The 15,533-nt window shown below is 73.0% G+C and carries 14 protein-coding genes and 1 tRNA gene; 8 read left to right on the top strand and 7 right to left on the bottom strand.

Translation table 11 applies throughout. From position 1 onward, the window contains the following. Positions 1-4 precede the first annotated feature (4 nt). Both ACZ7C5_RS28935 and ACZ7C5_RS28940 read right to left on the bottom strand, forming a co-directional pair. Complete coding sequence (locus ACZ7C5_RS28935) at positions 5-1,480, bottom strand: cellulase family glycosylhydrolase (protein WP_401089743.1); 1,476 nt, start codon at positions 1,478-1,480, stop codon at positions 5-7. A 154-nt stretch (positions 1,481-1,634) separates the two neighbouring features. After that, on the bottom strand, positions 1,635-2,258 hold the full coding sequence (locus tag ACZ7C5_RS28940) for a TetR family transcriptional regulator (protein WP_401089745.1): 624 nt from the start codon (positions 2,256-2,258) through the stop codon (positions 1,635-1,637). Positions 2,259-2,392: 134 nt separating this feature from the next. Here ACZ7C5_RS28940 and ACZ7C5_RS28945 point away from each other — a divergent pair, with 134 nt between their 5' ends. Beyond that, the gene (locus ACZ7C5_RS28945) at positions 2,393-3,619 is read left to right on the top strand and encodes an acyl-CoA dehydrogenase family protein (RefSeq protein WP_470323756.1); all 1,227 of its coding nucleotides are present in this window, start codon (positions 2,393-2,395) and stop codon (positions 3,617-3,619) included. Between the two features lie 97 nt (positions 3,620-3,716). Here the strand turns inward: ACZ7C5_RS28945 and ACZ7C5_RS28950 are convergent, their stop codons facing one another. Together ACZ7C5_RS28950 and ACZ7C5_RS28955 are read right to left on the bottom strand one after the other, a co-directional pair. Further along, a complete protein-coding gene (locus tag ACZ7C5_RS28950; RefSeq protein WP_470323757.1) occupies positions 3,717-4,526 on the bottom strand; it encodes an enoyl-CoA hydratase/isomerase family protein in 810 nt (269 codons plus the stop codon). A gap of 35 nt (positions 4,527-4,561) precedes the next feature. Then, entirely contained in the window at positions 4,562-5,245 is a 684-nt protein-coding gene (locus ACZ7C5_RS28955) for a TetR family transcriptional regulator (RefSeq protein WP_470323758.1), read from the bottom strand. Between the two features lie 208 nt (positions 5,246-5,453). Between ACZ7C5_RS28955 and ACZ7C5_RS28960 the strand changes: the two genes are divergently transcribed. Then, positions 5,454-6,914: an MFS transporter gene (locus ACZ7C5_RS28960; protein ID WP_470323810.1), complete on the top strand. Its 1,461-nt coding sequence runs from the start codon at positions 5,454-5,456 to the stop codon at positions 6,912-6,914. A gap of 100 nt (positions 6,915-7,014) precedes the next feature. Here ACZ7C5_RS28960 and ACZ7C5_RS28965 read toward each other — a convergent pair whose 3' ends face one another. Then, positions 7,015-7,563: a GNAT family N-acetyltransferase gene (locus tag ACZ7C5_RS28965; protein WP_470323759.1), complete on the bottom strand. Its 549-nt coding sequence runs from the start codon at positions 7,561-7,563 to the stop codon at positions 7,015-7,017. Between the two features lie 75 nt (positions 7,564-7,638). Here ACZ7C5_RS28965 and ACZ7C5_RS28970 point away from each other — a divergent pair, with 75 nt between their 5' ends. Continuing rightward, positions 7,639-8,247, top strand: coding sequence for a TetR/AcrR family transcriptional regulator (locus tag ACZ7C5_RS28970; protein ID WP_401089755.1), 609 nt, complete (start codon positions 7,639-7,641; stop codon positions 8,245-8,247). A gap of 344 nt (positions 8,248-8,591) precedes the next feature. Here the strand turns inward: ACZ7C5_RS28970 and ACZ7C5_RS28975 are convergent. Beyond that, positions 8,592-8,667, bottom strand: a tRNA-Arg gene (locus tag ACZ7C5_RS28975). 668 nt (positions 8,668-9,335) lie between these two features. Between ACZ7C5_RS28975 and ACZ7C5_RS28980 the strand changes: the two genes are divergently transcribed. The 5 genes from ACZ7C5_RS28980 (at position 9,336) to ACZ7C5_RS29000 (ending at position 15,071) form a co-directional block, all read left to right on the top strand. After that, complete coding sequence (locus ACZ7C5_RS28980; RefSeq protein ID WP_470323760.1) at positions 9,336-9,965, top strand: single-stranded DNA-binding protein; 630 nt, start codon at positions 9,336-9,338, stop codon at positions 9,963-9,965. Positions 9,966-10,320: 355 nt separating this feature from the next. Beyond that, positions 10,321-11,784, top strand: a complete 1,464-nt coding sequence (locus ACZ7C5_RS28985; protein ID WP_401089758.1) for a Cys-Gln thioester bond-forming surface protein — start codon at positions 10,321-10,323, stop codon at positions 11,782-11,784. A gap of 287 nt (positions 11,785-12,071) precedes the next feature. Further along, on the top strand, positions 12,072-13,736 hold the full coding sequence (ettA, locus tag ACZ7C5_RS28990) for an energy-dependent translational throttle protein EttA (protein WP_188297656.1): 1,665 nt from the start codon (positions 12,072-12,074) through the stop codon (positions 13,734-13,736). 127 nt (positions 13,737-13,863) lie between these two features. Beyond that, a complete protein-coding gene (locus ACZ7C5_RS28995; RefSeq protein WP_401089760.1) occupies positions 13,864-14,346 on the top strand; it encodes an acyl-CoA thioesterase in 483 nt (160 codons plus the stop codon). 29 nt (positions 14,347-14,375) lie between these two features. Further along, positions 14,376-15,071, top strand: coding sequence for a DUF8010 domain-containing protein (locus tag ACZ7C5_RS29000; protein ID WP_401089762.1), 696 nt, complete (start codon positions 14,376-14,378; stop codon positions 15,069-15,071). Positions 15,072-15,119: 48 nt separating this feature from the next. On the opposite strand, the gene ACZ7C5_RS29005 is transcribed toward ACZ7C5_RS29000, so the two are convergent. Then, positions 15,120-15,524, bottom strand: coding sequence for a globin (locus tag ACZ7C5_RS29005; RefSeq protein WP_401089764.1), 405 nt, complete (start codon positions 15,522-15,524; stop codon positions 15,120-15,122). Positions 15,525-15,533 lie beyond the last annotated feature (9 nt).

Genomic DNA, 15,533 nt, shown 5'->3' on the forward strand with positions numbered 1-15,533 from the left:
GGCGTCACCGCGTCGTGAGGGTGACCGTCACGGCCGTGCCCGGGCGGGTGCGCGGGAGCCGGACGCGTACGGTTCCCGCGCGCCCGTCCGCCGGCTGCTCGACCTCGGCCCGGGCGCCGGCGGGGGAGACGGCGACGTCGGCGCCGTGCGGGAACGCGGCCGGGGGGAGCAGGAGTTCGCCGGCGCGTCCGGTGCCGTCGGAGCGCCAGCGCACGGTGGCGCCGTCGGCGCGGACCTCGGTGCGGACGTCCGTTCCCGCGACGGCCACCGGGTACGGGCCGAAGACGGGCCCGTCGCCGGGCGCGGGGTGTCCGGCCGGGTCGAGCGCGCAGTAGCCGCCGTCGCCCCGGCACCAGTACCACATCGTCCAGCCCTCGGCGAAGCCGTCCATCGCGGCGACCTGACGGCGGACCAGCTCGGTGTTGCCGGGCCTGCGGGAGTCCGGCGGGCCCCACTCGCCGACCAGGACGGGCAGCCGGTGGGCGGCGGGGTAGCCGGTGACCGCGGCGGTGTACCGCTCCACGAAGCCGCCGGCCGGGTCCCAGTCGGCGCCGTTCTCGACCGCCGTGTCGTAGAAGTGCGGCGCGTAGCCGAGCCTGGCGGCGCCGGGGCGCGGGTCGGTGAAGCCGGGCAGGTGGGTGGGCACGCCCTGGCCGACCAGGACGGTCGGCTCCACGAACAGCCAGGCGCGGGAGTCGGAGCGGCGCACGGCGTCGATCAGCCGGCGGTACATGCCGGCGAGCCTGCCCTCCTCCAGGGCGGCGGAGGCGGCGGCCAGCACGGCCGGGTCGCCCGGGTCGCCGTCCACCGGTCCGAACGGCTCGTTGAATAGGTCGTAGCCCAGCAGTGAGCGGTGGCCGCGCAGTTCGCGGGCCAGCCGGGTGTAGAAGTCGGCCTGCCAGGCGCGCAGGTCGGGGTCGTCGTAGAGGTGGCGGAAGGCGGCCTGAACGGCGGGCTGGAAGTAGCCGGCGAACCAGTCGTCCGGGTCCGGGGTGAAGGGCAGCCCGTCGTCCCGGGTGGCCCAGGCGGGGATGCCGTTGCTGCCGCCGAGGAACTTCGGCCCGTAGACGTCCTGGTGGAAGTCGATCAGGACCAGCAGGCCCAGGCGGTCGGCCCGGTCGAGGAGCCGCTGGATCCGGCGCAGTTCGGCGGGGTCGAGGCGGCCGCGCCCGGGCTCCAGCCTGGTCCAGGAGACCGGCAGCCGGACCAGGGTGAAGCCCTGGGCGGCGACGGAGTCGAGGTCGGCGGGGGTGGCCTCGGCGTACTTGTCGAGGTTGAAGCCGCGCAGGCCGAGGCGGCGGCCCTGGGCGTCGGTGAGCGCGGTGCGGCCTTCGGCGGCGGTGACCGTGCCGGTGGGGAAGCGGTCCGCCGGCCCGCCGTGGGCGGAGGCCTGGGCCGAGGCCTCGGCGGAGGCGGGGACGGCGGTGAAGACGGCGGTGGCGGCGAGCAGCAGGGCGACGGCGGTGCGGCGCAGGCGCATCGGGGACCTCGCACGGCGGGGGGTGGGGTGGGCCCGATGATGCCCGGACTGCCGCGCACGGCACAAGAGTTCGGTCGGCGCGGGTCGGCGCGGGTCGGCGCGGGTCGGCCTGGTGGCCGGTTCGGTCGGGGGCCGGTTCGGCCTGGCGGCCGGTTCAGTCGGCGGACGGTTCGGGCGCGGGCGGCAGGACGGCGGTCGGCAGTTCGGCGGCGGCGGCCAGCCGGCCCCAGAGCAGGTCGGCCAGCGCCTGCACCATCCGGGTGCGCGAGCAGGGCCTGGCCTCCAGCCACCAGTCCCCGGCGGCCAGCACCATGCCGGTGATGCCCCGGCCCCAGGCCTCGGCGAGCAGGTCGCGGTCGGCGCCGAGGTCGACCTGGCTCTGCACGGCCCGGGTGATCTCCTCGGCGATCTGCCTGAGCGCGGGGGCGAGCGCGTTGCCGGCGCCGCTCGGGTCGCCCGGCTCGGGGTGGGTGAGCAGCCGGTAGACCTGGGGGCGGGCCTCGATCCCGGCGAGATAGGTGTCCAGCACGTGCTCGACCCGGTCGCGGCGCTCCAGCGGCTCGGCGAGGGCGGCCCTGACGGCGGCCAGCAGACCGCCGGTGTGACGTTCGGTCAGGGCTCTGATCAGGCCGTTCCGGTCGCCGAAGTGGCGGTAGAGGATCGGCTTGGTGATGCCGGCCTCGGCGGCGATGGCGTTCATGCTCGCGCCTGGACCCTCCCGCTGGATGACCCGGTCGGCGGCGTTGAGCAGCTGCTCGCGGCGGGGCTCTCGGGACATGCGGTGCTCCTCGGGATCGGGTTCTGCGGGGTCTGCCAGGGCGTTGACACCGGTTACCAATCAGTAGCAGACTCCGACGATGTTACCGGCGGTAACACCACGGTCGGCCGCACACGTCTTCGGAGGCAAGCACCATGAGCAGCACGTTCTCGATGGACCCGGGCGCGGACCAGCTGGCCGTACGCGACTGGCTGCACGGCTTCGCCGCCGACGTGATGCGACCGGCCGCGGCCGAGTGGGACGAGCGCGAGGAGACCCCCTGGCCGGTCATCCAGGAGGCCGCCAAACTGGGCATCTACTCGCTGGACTTCTACGCCCAGCAGTACTTCGACCCCTCCGGTGTCGGCATCCCGATCGCGATGGAGGAGCTGTTCTGGGGCGACGCGGGCATCGGGCTGTCCATCGTCGGCACCACCCTGGCCGCCGTCGCGGTGCTGGCCAACGGCACCGACGAGCAGATCGGCACCTGGACCCCGCAGATGTTCGGCACCCCGGAGGACGTCAGGGTCGCCGCCTTCTGCTCCTCCGAGCCGGACGCCGGCTCCGACGTCTCCGCGCTGCGCACCCGGGCGGTGTACGACGAGGCGAGGGACGAGTGGGTGCTCGACGGCGCCAAGACCTGGGCCACCAACGGCGGGATCGCCGCCGTCCACGTGGTGGTCGCCACCGTCGACCCGGAGCTCGGCGCGAAGGGCCAGGCCTCCTTCGTCGTCCCGCCGGGCACCCCGGGGCTGAGCCAGGGCCAGAAGTTCAAGAAGCACGGCATCCGCGCCTCGCACACCGCCGAGGTGGTGCTGGACGGCGTCCGGGTGCCCGGCGGCTGCCTGCTCGGCGGCAAGGAGAAGCTGGACGAGCGGCTGGCCCGGGCCCGCGAGGGGGTCAGCCGGCGGGGCGGCAGGGGCAACGCGGCGATGGCCACCTTCGAGGCCTCGCGTCCGGCCGTCGGCGCGCAGGCGATCGGCATCGCCAGGGCCGCGTACGAGGTGGCGCTGGACTACGCGAAGACCCGCGAGCAGTTCGGCCGGCCGATCATCGACAACCAGGGCGTGGCCTTCCAGCTCGCCGACATGAGGACCAGGATCGACGCGGCCAGGCTGCTGGTGTGGCGGGCCTCCTGGATGGCGGTCGGCAACCGGCCGTTCACCGCGGCCGAGGGCTCGATGTCCAAGCTCTACGCGGGCGAGACCGCGAAGTACGTGACGGCGCAGGCGATGCAGATCCTCGGCGGCAACGGCTTCACCCGGGAGTACCCGGTGGAGCGGATGCACCGGGACAGCGCGATCTACTCGATCTTCGAGGGGACCAGCGAGATCCAGCGGCTGGTGATCGCCCGGGCGATCTCGGGGATGCCGATCCGCTAGCCGGGGCGGTCGGGCGGTCGGGCGGTCGTACGGGCGCCGGTTCGGGCCGGTCCGCCGAGCCCGGGCCCCCGCCGTGCCGCCCGGAGCCGGGCCCGGCTCAGAACCGGGCGGGGCGGCCCTCCATGAAGGCGGCCAGGCCCTCGCGGACGTCCGAGCCCTCCCGGGAGCGGAGCAGCCAGGGTGCCAGGGCCTCGGCCGCGTGCTCGGGCGGGGCGTTCAGGACGGCCTTGGCCCCGCCGATGGTGTGGGTCGAACGGCGGGTCAGCAGCCGGGCGAAGTCCAGCGCGGCGGCGTCCAGTTCGGCGTCCGGCAGGACGCGCTCGGCCAGACCCAGCGGCAGCGCGTCCCGGCCGCTCACCAACTCGCCGGAGAACAGCAGGTACTTGGCCCTGGCCGGGCCGACCAGGCGGCCCAGCCGTACGGTCGGCACCTCCCAGTAGACCACCCCGAGCTTGGCCGGGGTGATCCCGATCCGGGCGTCCTCGGCGACGAACCGCAGGTCGCAGGCGACGGCCAGCTGGCAGCCGCCGCCGACGCAGGCGCCGTGCACCACGGCGAGGGTCGGGTGGGGGAAGGCCGCCAGTGCCTCCTCGGCGGCGACGTTGACCGCGTGGTAGGCCTGCGCGCTGTCCGGATCGCCGTAGGCCTCGGCGAGTTCGGCGATGTCCGCGCCCGCGCTGAAGGTGTTGTCCGCGCCGGTGAGCAGCAGGACGCGCACCCCCTCGTGCTCGGCCAGCTGCCGCAGCACCTTGGGCAGTGCCTGCCAGATGGCCAGGGTCACCGCGTTGCGGCGGTGCGGGCGGGCGAACTCCAGCACCGCGACGCCGTCGTCGCCGACGTACGCGTTGAGGCCCTCGGCCTGTGCGGGCAGGGCGGAGCGGTCCCGCGTGAGCAGCGGCTGGTCCATGCGCACCTCCGGTCGGTCGTGGTGCGCCAACTCTCTCAGGCGGTGCGGGTGCAGTAGTCACCGAGGCCCTGTTCGACCAGGGCGAAGGCGCGGTGGGCCTGGTCGAGGGCGACGGGCAGGGCGTCCGCGGCGCGCCCGCCGGCCAGCATCCGGCGCTGGTTGTCGGCGGTCAGGGTCAGCTGGGCGGCGAGCAGTTGGGCGGCGGCGACCCTGGCGGTGAGCTCGTCGTGGGCCGGATCCTGGGCGAGCAGTTCGGTGGCCAGCAGGGTCTGGGTCTGCTGGCCGAAGCCGGCGGTGGCGCGCATGAGCAGGGCCGGGGTCTGGTGGATCACCCGGACCACGTCGAGGACGATCGGGTCGTCGCTGAGCCCGGTGGAGGGGTCGAACCTCCGCAGTGCGGCCAGGTAGTGGGTGCGCAGGGCCGCGACCGCCGAGGTGCCGGGGGCGCGCTCGCGCACCACCCGGGCCGGCTCGTCGAGGTGCTGCTCCATCGGGCCCATGACCAGGTCTTCCTTGCTGGGGAAGTAGTTGAAGACGGTCATCTTGGACACCTCGGCGGCGGCCGCGATCTCGGCCACCGAGACCTGGTCGAAGCCGCGTTCGGCGAACAGCCCGATGGCGGTGCGCCAGAGCCGGAGGCCGGTCTGGATCTTCTTGCGCTCCCGCAGCGGGAGCGCGTCGAGGTCGTGGCCGGCGTCGAATCCAGGGTGGGTCGCCATGGTGGGACTGTATCAGGAACAATGATTGACCGAGCTCAAGGATTGACCAGGTATAAAAATCCTGCCATGGTGGTGCCGGGCCCGCCGGATCCCACCGGTCCGGCCCGAACTCCACGGACCCAGGGGGGACTTGACCATGGCGATCGCCGAACCGAGGACAGCGGACCGGCCACCGTCCGGCACGAAGCCGGCCGGACCGGCGGCGCTGATGACGCCGGCCCAGCGCGGGCTGGGCATGCTGCTCTGCCTGGTCACGATCGTGCTGGCGGTGCTGGACATGAACATCGTGTCGGCGGCCACCGTGCCGATCGTCCGGGACCTCGACCCCGTCCACGGCGTCGACCGACTGCCCTGGCTGGTCAGCGCGTTCGCCCTGGCCGCCACCGCGCTGCTGCCGCTGTACGGCAGGCTCTGCGACGTCTACGGCGCCAAGCGCGTACTGCTGGGGGCGGTCGGCACCTTCCTGCTCGGCTCGGCGCTCTGCGGGGCGGCGCAGTCGATGGACCAGCTGATCGCCTTCCGGGCGGTGCAGGGCGTCGGCGGCGGCGGACTGATGAGCGTCACCATGGTGGTCATCGCCCAGTTCAAGGAGCCGGAGGAGGGCGGCGGAGGCAGGGGCGGCGCGATGGGCGGGATCGTCGCGGGCCTCGGCATGGCGGTCGGGCCGCTGGTCGGCGCGCTGTTCACCGACCACCTCGGCTGGCGCTGGATCTTCTACCTCAACCTGCCGCTCGGGCTGCTGGTCCTGGTCGGCGTCGCCCTGGTGGTCAAGCTGCCCCCGACGATCGACCGCCGGGGCCTGGACTTCGTCGGCGCGGCCCTCGCGGCGGCCTTCGCGACCGGGCTGCTGCTGGTCACCGAGTGGGGCGGCCAGGAGTACGCCTGGACGTCCCCGGTGATCCTCGGCCTGTCCGCCGCCACCCTGGGCGCGTTCGGCCTCTTCCTGTGGCGGCAGGCCACCGCAGCCGAGCCGGTGCTGCCGCTGTCGCTGTTCCGGATCCGCGCGGTGCGGCTGGGCTTCGCGATCCAGGGCCTGGTCGGGATGGGCATGATCGGCTCGATCATGTACGTGATGCTCTACCTACAGATCGCCCGGGGCGTCGCCCCGACCTCGGCCAGCCTCTACCTGATCCCGATGGCGGCCGGGATGACCGGGGCCGGTCTGCTGGCCGGCCGGCTGATCGGGCGCGGCCACCCGGGCCGGACCTTCCTGGCGCTCGGCGCCGGGTGTGCGACGCTCGCCCTCGTGCTGCTCGGCCTCAGCGGGCCGGACACCGGACTGTGGCTGGTGATGGCCGAACTCGCCCTGCTGGGCGGCGGGCTGGGGCAGCTGATCGGCCAGCTGATCACGGTGGTGCAGGAGGCCGCGCCCCGGCACCAGCTGGGGGTGGCGACCGCCGGCATCCGGTTCTTCCAGACCCTCGGCAACGCGCTCGGCGCGGCGCTGTTCGGCAGCGTGCTGGCCCGGGTCTTCGAGGCGGGCGAGCCGGGGCGGCCGCTCGGCGCGGTCCGGGCGCTGACCGGGGCGGCGCACGAGCACGCGGTGCGCAGCTTCACGGACGCGGTGGACGTGGTGTTCCTGTCGGCGGGCGGGGCGCTGGCGCTGGCGCTGGTGTGCGTGCTGCGGCTGGGACCGGCCGGGACTGCTCCGGCGGCTCGGGAGGCCTGACGGGCCTGACGGGCCTGACGGGCCTGACGGGCCGGCGGGTACGGGGGAGGGCGCGGGGCCCGGTGGACGGGGAGTCCACCGGGCCCCGCGTCGTCCGGGTTCAGGCCCGGCCGGTCCACTCCGAGGCGAGGACGGCCCAGATCTCCTTGTCGTACCGGACCCCGTTGTACGGGTACCACTCGCGCAGCACGCCGTCGCGGGTCATCCCGAGCCGCTCGGCGACGGCCCGGCTGCGGTCGTTGACGGAGGAGCACCACCACTCGGCGCGGTGCAGGCCGCGGGTGACGAAGGCGTAGTCGAGCAACTGCTTGGCGGCGGCGGTGATCAGCCCGTGGCCCTCGCCGGCCGGCTCGGTCCAGGCGCCGATCTCGCAGACGCCGGACCGGGCGTCGAAGCTCACGAACATCACGCCGCCGACCAGCGTGCCGTCCAGCCAGATGCCGTAGATCCGCTTCTGGTCGGCGGCCTGGCCGTCGGCGTAGCGCTGGAGGGTGGCGCGGGCGGAGTCCAGGTCGACCGAGAAGGTCGCCCAGGGGATCCACGGGTCGGTGTGGGCGCGGGCGCGGTCGATGTGGGTCAGGAACTCAGGGGCCTGCCAGGGCTCCAGCGGGCGCAGTTCGGCGTTCTCGGCGAGCGGTACGGCAAACACGGGCGGCCTTTCACGGGGGTGCTGAGGTTGGCTGAGACCATTCATAACAAACGTTTGGTATGTACGATAGCCCCCATGACGCCCGCCCGTGGAGACCATGACGCCCGCCGCTCGGAAGTCTCCGAGGGGGTGTGGCGGGTGCTCTCCAGCCGGGGCTTCGAAGGGCTGACCCTGCGCGCGGTGGCCGCCGAACTGGGCGCCACCACCGGACTGTTGACGCACTACTTCCCGAACAAGCGGGCGCTGCTGAGCCATGCGCTGGAGGAACTGGACCGGCGCTCGCTGGCCCGGCCCCGGCGCACCGCCCCCGCCGACGGCAGCCCGCCGCCGGCCGGGCTGGCCAGGGTGCGGGCGTCGCTGCTGGACGTGCTGCCGCTGGACGGCGAGTCCGCGGCCGACAACCGGATCTGGGTCGGCTCCTGGGACCACGCGCTGGCCGATCCCGACCTGGCGGCCGCGCACGCGGGCCGCTACGCGCGCTCGCGGACGGCGCTCACGGCGCACGTCGCGGACGCCCAGCGGCTCGGGGAGCTCCCGGCGCGGGCCGACCCGGCCGCGCTCGCGGCGGGGGCGCAGGCCTTCGCGCTGGGTCTGGTGGTGCAGGCGCTGTTCGCCCCCGGGGAGTTTCCGGCGGAGCGGCAGGAGGCGTTGCTGGACGCCTATCTGGCCGGGCTCGCGGAGTAGCCGGGCCGGGCCCCGGGGTTGGCGCGGGACCGGCTTCAGGCCGGAGCGGGTCCGTACGGGGCCCCGGGGCCGGGCGGCCGAGGCCGGCCCGTTCCGGGCGTTTCCGGGGGCTCCCGGGCGTTCCGGGTGATACCGGGTGGGGATTCGCCCGGGATTTGCGCCGCACGAAGACGCGGCGGGAATGCCAGGGGCACAGGCATTGGCCACCGGGTGTTTTCACGGCGGACGCGACACGCATTGTCACGGGTTATGCGCGGTGGGTGTGCGCGGGCTGTCGGGGATTGCCGGGAGGCCCGGCGCGGCCACGCATGGTCGCGACCGTGCGTGGCCCGCGGAATGGCAGGTGGTGCCCCCAGCAGGATTCGAACCTGCGACCTACCGCTTAGAAGGCGGGTGCTCTATCCGCTGAGCTATGGGGGCGGGACGGGCGGCGCCCGGGCGGGCGCGACCGTGGCCGGGATCGGGGCGGCGAGCGCCGGGGCGCGCGCCGTCCGGCCCCGTTCCTGAGTGCAGGGGTGGGGGTGGTGGGCCCTCGCCCTGTCGGGGACAGGATAAGGGTGTCCAGTTCCCAGGCCGGGTGTGACGACACCGTCGTTGGTGTGTCGGTTCGGTGGAGCGGTCCGATAATCGCAGGTGAAGGCCGTGAGTGCAGCGGTCTGGGAGTGTTCCGAGCCGGACGTTGTGCAGTCGTTACGGGGCTGCCTCCTCACCCGTTATGGATTCGGCACGGAGAATGTGCCGCCGCCGGCGCGGGGTGGGGGCCTTATTCGCGGTTGCGCCGGTCGGATGACGTGCGCGGACGGACGACGGGGCGCGTTCCGAGACCCGTTCCGCGGTCCGTTCGCGGCGGGTTCCACGGTGTGCCGGCGGGGCGGCGAGCAGCGGTTTTGTTGTCATGACCGCGAAGAGGCGGAGGCTGTGGTGGTGCCGGAAGGCCGAAATTCACCCCTGCGAGTGACAAACAGTTCCTGAGGCCCGAGTTATCCACAGGATTTCGGAAGTCGGTGGCCGGGATTTCTTTCGGAGTGCACGCTCGGGGCGCACCGGTCGATTCCGTACGGTGCATCGGCGGGAACGGAGGGTGTGCCGTGAGCGAGACGCACGTGACGGTGACCGGCAATGTCGCGACGGAGGTGAGCTACGGGGAAACCACCGGCGGGGTGCCGATGGCCAACTTCCGGCTCGGCTGCACCGAGCGGCGGTACGACCGGCAGCGCGAGTGCTGGGTGGACGGCGAGACGCAGTGGGTGACGGTGACGGCCTGGCGGGCGCTGGCGGTCAACCTGATCGGTTCGCTGGCCAAGGGCGATCCGGTGCTGGTCAGCGGCCGGTTGCGGGTACGGGAGTGGACGGAGGGGGAGGCGAAGCGGAGCCGGGTCGAGATCGACGCCAGATCGGTCGGGCACGACCTCACTCGCGGCACCACGGCATTCCGGTGGGCGACGGGGGTGCGCGGGCAGTCGCCGGGTGGCGCCGGGCCGGCCGGGGCGGAGCCCGGGGGCGGGGTGGTGCCGCCGTGGATCGCCGGCGCACTGGAGGCGCGCAGGGCCTCCGCGGCGGCGGTCGGGGCCCCGGGTGTGGCGGCCCCGGCCGCCCCGGTGGCCGTCGCGGCGTCCGTCGTGCGGGCGCTGCCGCCGGGTGGGAGGCCGGCCGACGGGGAGCCGGACGAGGCGGCCGGGAGGGAGCGGGGAGGTGACACCGCGGGAGCGCTGGCCTGACGGGGCGATGACCTTCCCTGTCGACAAATATGTTGGTCGAGAAGGTCGTTGTACCCGTGCGCGCAATCCGAACGGATAACGGAAAGGCGTCGGCGATTTTCTGGTCCCCCGTCAGTTTGTGTGGGACCTGAGGGGATTGATAACGATACAGATACGGAATCGTCCTGATTTCGCATGGGGGTTTCGGGACCTCCGGGGCTCAATAGGATTCGTCTGGTTCATATCCGCAGCGGAGCCACAGGGGGCACGCGCGGCACGGCAAGTCGGCAGGCCTCCCACTCGGTGCGGCCTCGCCCGGAGGGATCCCAAGATGTTCCAGAGGCAGGGGCGGAGTCTGTCCCGGATAACCACTGTCATGCTCACGACCAGCTTGGCGCTGGGCGGAGGCCTGTTCGCGGCCGGTGCGGCGGTCGCGGCGGACACCCCGGGCGCGGGTGTGACCGCTGTGGTGCAGCCCACCATGCTCGGCGGGAAGCTCGACGTCGAGGGCGAGGGCACCGTCGACGGCGGTCTGTTCACGCTGAAGACCGCCGACGGCGAGCTCCAGACGTACTGCATCGACTTCGGCTTCCCGGTGGACATCAGGAAGAAGATCCAGTACCAGGAGTCCGACTGGGCTTCGAGCTCCCTCGGTGACAAGAACAAGGTCGAGGCCGCGGCCAAGATCCGCTGGATCCTGGAGAACTCCTACCCGCAGGTCAAGGACCTGACGGCGCTGGCCAAGGCGGCCGGCGCGGACAGCCTGACCCCGGAGGCCGCCGCCGCCGGCACCCAGGCCGCGATCTGGAAGTACTCGGACAAGAAGAACGCCGTCCCGCGCGACGCCGGCGCCAAGAAGCTGCGCGACTACCTGGTCGGCGACGCCAACAAGGGCATCGCGGCCGAGCCCAAGCCCTCGCTGGCGCTCAACCCGGACTCGGTCTCCGGCAAGTCCGGCGGCAAGCTCGGCCCGTTCACCCTCAACTCCAGCGCGGCCGAGGTGAAGCTGGCCGTCTCCGGTGACGGGGCCGACAAGGTCAAGCTGCTCAAGGACGACAAGCCGGTCGCCGGCGGCCTGACCGGCCCGATCGCCAAGGACACCCAGCTGTTCCTGGAGGTGCCGGCCGGCACCTCCGACGGCTCGGTCACGCTGAACGCCACCGCCTCCACCGTGGTGCCCAGCGGCCGCGTCTTCCTCAGCAAGGGCTACACCCGCGAGGAGCACAGCCAGACCATGATCCTGGCCGGCTCCAGCAAGCTCAGCGTCGCCGCGGCGGCCAAGGGCACCTGGAAGCAGGCCAAGGGCGCGCTGATCGACAGCACCGCCAAGGTCGAGTGCGCGAACAACGGCGTGCGGGTCTCCGTCACCAACGGCGGCGACGAGGCCGGCACCGTCACGGTCGGCAAGCAGCAGCTGACCGTCCAGCCCGGCAAGACCGAGAGCGTGCTCGTCCCGGTCGCCGAGAAGACCGGTTACAAGATCACCGTCACCGGCCCGAACGGCTACAGCCGCGACTTCCAGGGCGTCCTGGACTGCAAGACCGGCACCGGCACCACTCCGACCTCGGCTCCGACCACCCCGGCCGCGCCCGGGACGCCGTCCGGCGCCCCGACCACCCCGGCCGCGACCGGGACGCCCTCGGCCACCCCGAGCAGCGGCGCCGGCCAGCCGACCCCGGCGACCACCAGCGCCGCCCCGGGCACCGGTGGCCTGGCCCAGACCGGTGCCAATGACTCCACCCCGATCCTCGCCGCCGTCGCCGGTGGCCTGGTGGTGGCCGGTGGCGCCGCCGTCTTCGTCCTGCGCCGCCGCGGCCGCCACGGTCGCAGCGCCGCCTGAACCGACTGAACCGCCCCGGTGGGCCGGGAGGCGCTGACCTTCCGAGGCCCTGAGAGCGGCAACCGGCCCGGCTCCCCGCACCCGTTGCGGGGGGCCGGGCCGTCGCGTCGGCCGGGTGGGCGGGAGCCGGGGGAGGCCGCGGTCCGAGCCGCCGCGTTCCCGGGACGGCGCGAGCGGCTCCGGATACCCCGGTGGGGGTCACCTGGGCGATTCGGGCCTCCGGGCCGGGTGCGGCACAATGGAAGGCTGCAAGCCGAATACTCCCGACGACGCCGGAGCGATCTCACGTGGCGGAATACATCTACACGATGCGCAAGGTGCGCAAGGCTCACGGAGACAAGGTCATCCTTGACGACGTGACGCTCAGCTTCCTCCCCGGAGCGAAGATCGGCGTCGTGGGCCCCAACGGCGCCGGTAAGTCGACCGTGCTGAAGATGATGGCCGGCCTGGAGCACCCCTCCAACGGCGACGCCTTCCTCTCGCCCGGTTTCACCGTCGGCATGCTGCTCCAGGAGCCGCCGCTGGACGAGACCAAGACGGTCCTGGAGAACGTCCAGGACGGCGTCAAGGAGATCAAGGGCAAGCTCGACCGCTTCAACGAGATCGCCGAGCTGATGGCGACCGACTACTCGGACGCGCTGCTCGACGAGATGGGCAAGCTCCAGGAGGAGCTGGACCACGCCGAGGCCTGGGACCTGGACGCCCAGCTGGAGCAGGCCATGGACGCCCTGGGCTGCCCGCCCGGGGACTGGGCGGTCACCAAGCTCTCCGGTGGCGAGAAGCGCCGCGTCGCGCTCTGCAAGCTGCTGCTGGAGGCCCCCGACCTGCTGCTGCTCGACGAGCCCACCAACCACCTGGACGCCGAGTCGGTGAACTGGCTGGAGCAGCACCTGGCCAAGTACAAGGGCACCGTCGTGGCCGTCACCCACGACCGGTACTTCCTGGACAACGTGGCCGGCTGGATCCTGGAGCTCGACCGCGGCCGCGCCATCGGCTACGAGGGCAACTACTCCACGTACCTGGAGAGCAAGCAGTCCCGGCTCAAGGTCGAGGGCCAGAAGGACGCCAAGCGCGCCAAGCGGCTCCGGGAAGAGCTGGAGTGGGTCCGCTCCAACGCCAAGGGCCGCCAGGCCAAGTCGAAGGCGCGTCTGGCCCGCTACGAGGAGATGGCGGCCGAGGCCGACAAGATGCGGAAGCTGGACTTCGAGGAGATCCAGATCCCGCCGGGCCCGCGTCTGGGCAGCGTCGTCATCGAGGTCGAGAACCTCAACAAGGCCTTCGGCGAGAAGATCCTGATCGACGACCTGAGCTTCACCCTGCCGCGCAACGGCATCGTCGGCATCATCGGCCCGAACGGCGCCGGCAAGACCACCCTGTTCAAGATGCTCCAGGACCTGGAGACCCCGGACAGTGGCACGGTCAAGGTCGGCGACACCGTCAAGATCAGCTACGTCGACCAGTCCCGCGCCAACATCGACCCGAAGAAGACCCTCTGGGAGGTCGTCTCCGACGGTCTGGACTGGATCAACGTCGGCCAGGTCGAGATGCCGTCCCGCGCCTACGTGTCGGCGTTCGGCTTCAAGGGCCCGGACCAGCAGAAGCCGGCCGGCGTGCTCTCCGGCGGTGAGCGCAACCGCCTGAACCTGGCGCTCACCCTCAAGCAGGGCGGCAACCTGCTGCTCCTCGACGAGCCCACCAACGACCTGGACGTCGAGACGCTCTCCTCGCTGGAGAACGCGCTGCTGGAGTTCCCCGGCTGCGCCGTGGTCATCTCCCACGACCGCTGGTTCCTGGACCGAGTGGCCACCCACATCCTCGCCTACGAGGGCGAGAGCAAGTGGTTCTGGTTCGAGGGCAACTTCGAGTCCTACGAGAAGAACAAGATCGAGCGGCTCGGCGCCGACGCCGCCCGTCCGCACCGGGCCACGTACAAGAAGCTGACCCGAGGCTGACATCCAGCCGTCACAACGGCCCGGCAGACTGCCCTCCGGGGCGGCCTGCCGGGCCGCGGCCCGTCGCCGACCGCCGCCGCACCGGCGGTGGACGGCGGCGGGAGACCGGACACCGAGGAGAACTGCCGTGGCTCGCCACATCTACGCCTGCCCGCTGCGCTGGTCCGACATGGACGCCTTCGGGCACGTCAACAACGTGGTCTTCCTGCGCTACCTGGAGGAGGCCCGGATCGACTTCATGTTCACCCAGGCCGCCGAGGCCGGCGCCGGGGAGTTCGCGGGCGGCTCGGTGGTGGCGCGCCACGAGATCGACTACAAGCGTCCGCTGGTGCACCGGCCGACGCCGGTCACCATCGAGACCTGGGTGACGAAGATCGGCGTCGCCTCGCTGACCGTCTCCTACGAGATCAAGGACGTCGCCGAGGACGGCAGCGACGTCGTGTACGTCCGGGCGTCCACCGTGGTCGTCCCGTACGACCTGGCCGAGGGCCGGCCGCGCCGGATCTCGCCGGTGGAGCGGGAGTTCCTCAGCCGCTTCACGGACGAGGCCGCCGCCACGGGCCGGGCCACCGCCGACGAGAAGGGCGCCGTGGCAGTCGCCACCGTCTGACCGCACCTGACGATTCGAGCTGAAACGCCGTGACCATCACCGCCCGTCTCGCCCTGACCGACGCCGGGGAGGCCGCCGACCTCTCCGCCTTCCTGCTGCGCCTGCTGCGCTTCGACCGGGCGGCGGCCGTCCGGCTCCAGGCGGTGGACCGGAGCGGCGGCGGGGACGGCGTGCTGGCGGTCTTCGGACGGCTGCCGCTGGGCGGTTCCGGTGCGCTGGCGATCCGCACCGTCCGGCTGAGCGGCCTGGACGAGCCGGTGGACCTGACCGTCTCGGCCGGTCAGCTGCTGGACGGCGTGGACACCGAGGCGGGCCGCCTCGCGCTGCCCGCGCCGGTGACCGGACCGGCCTGGGCCGGGCTGCTGCCGCCGCGCACCGGCTGGCGGCCGGCCGGCACCCCGTCGGTGGCCGAGGTGTACCCCGAACTCATGGCCGGGGTGCGGGAGTTCCGTGAGCGCAGCGAGGCCGTCCCGGCGCACCACCGCACCCGCGCGGTGCTGGACGCGCTGGCCGACGAGATCTGGTCCCGCCCGGTCGGCGTGCTGCCCGAGCTGCCGCTGCGCGCACCGCACGCCGCGTACGTGATCGGCTTCCTGAAGCCGGGTGTCCCGCTCACCGTGCACCGGGCGGGCGGCTGGCTGCGGTTGAGCGCCCCGGCGGGCTCGGTGGCGGTGCGCACCGCGGCCGCGCCGGGCGCGGGGCTGGGGCTCAGCCCGGTCCGGTAGGCCCGCCCGGCAGCCCCGTGGAGCTGCTCGGGGACGGCTCGGGGCGGCTCAGCCCGGGGTGTTGATCATCGAGGCGGCGGCGTAGGTCAGGTAGTCGAGCAGCTGCCGCTCGTGCTCGGCCGGCAGCTCCAGGCTCGCCACCGCCGCCCGCATGTGGGTGAGCCAGGCGTCGTGCGCGGCCTTGTCGACCTTGAACGGCGCGTGCCGCATCCGCAGCCGCGGGTGGCCGCGCCGGTCGCTGTAGGTGCGCGGGCCGCCCCAGTACTGCATCAGGAAGAGCGCCATCCGCTCCTCGGCCGGCCCGAGGTCGTCCTCGGGGTACATCGGCCGCAGCAACTCGTCCTCGGCGATGCCTTCGTAGAACCGGTGGGCCAGCCGCCGGAAGGTCGGCTCACCGCCGACCTGGTCGTAGAAGGTCTCCTCGCTCAACGTGCCTCGCCGGATCTCTCTCACCCGACCATG

Source organism: Kitasatospora sp. NPDC036993 (assembly GCF_055607525.1).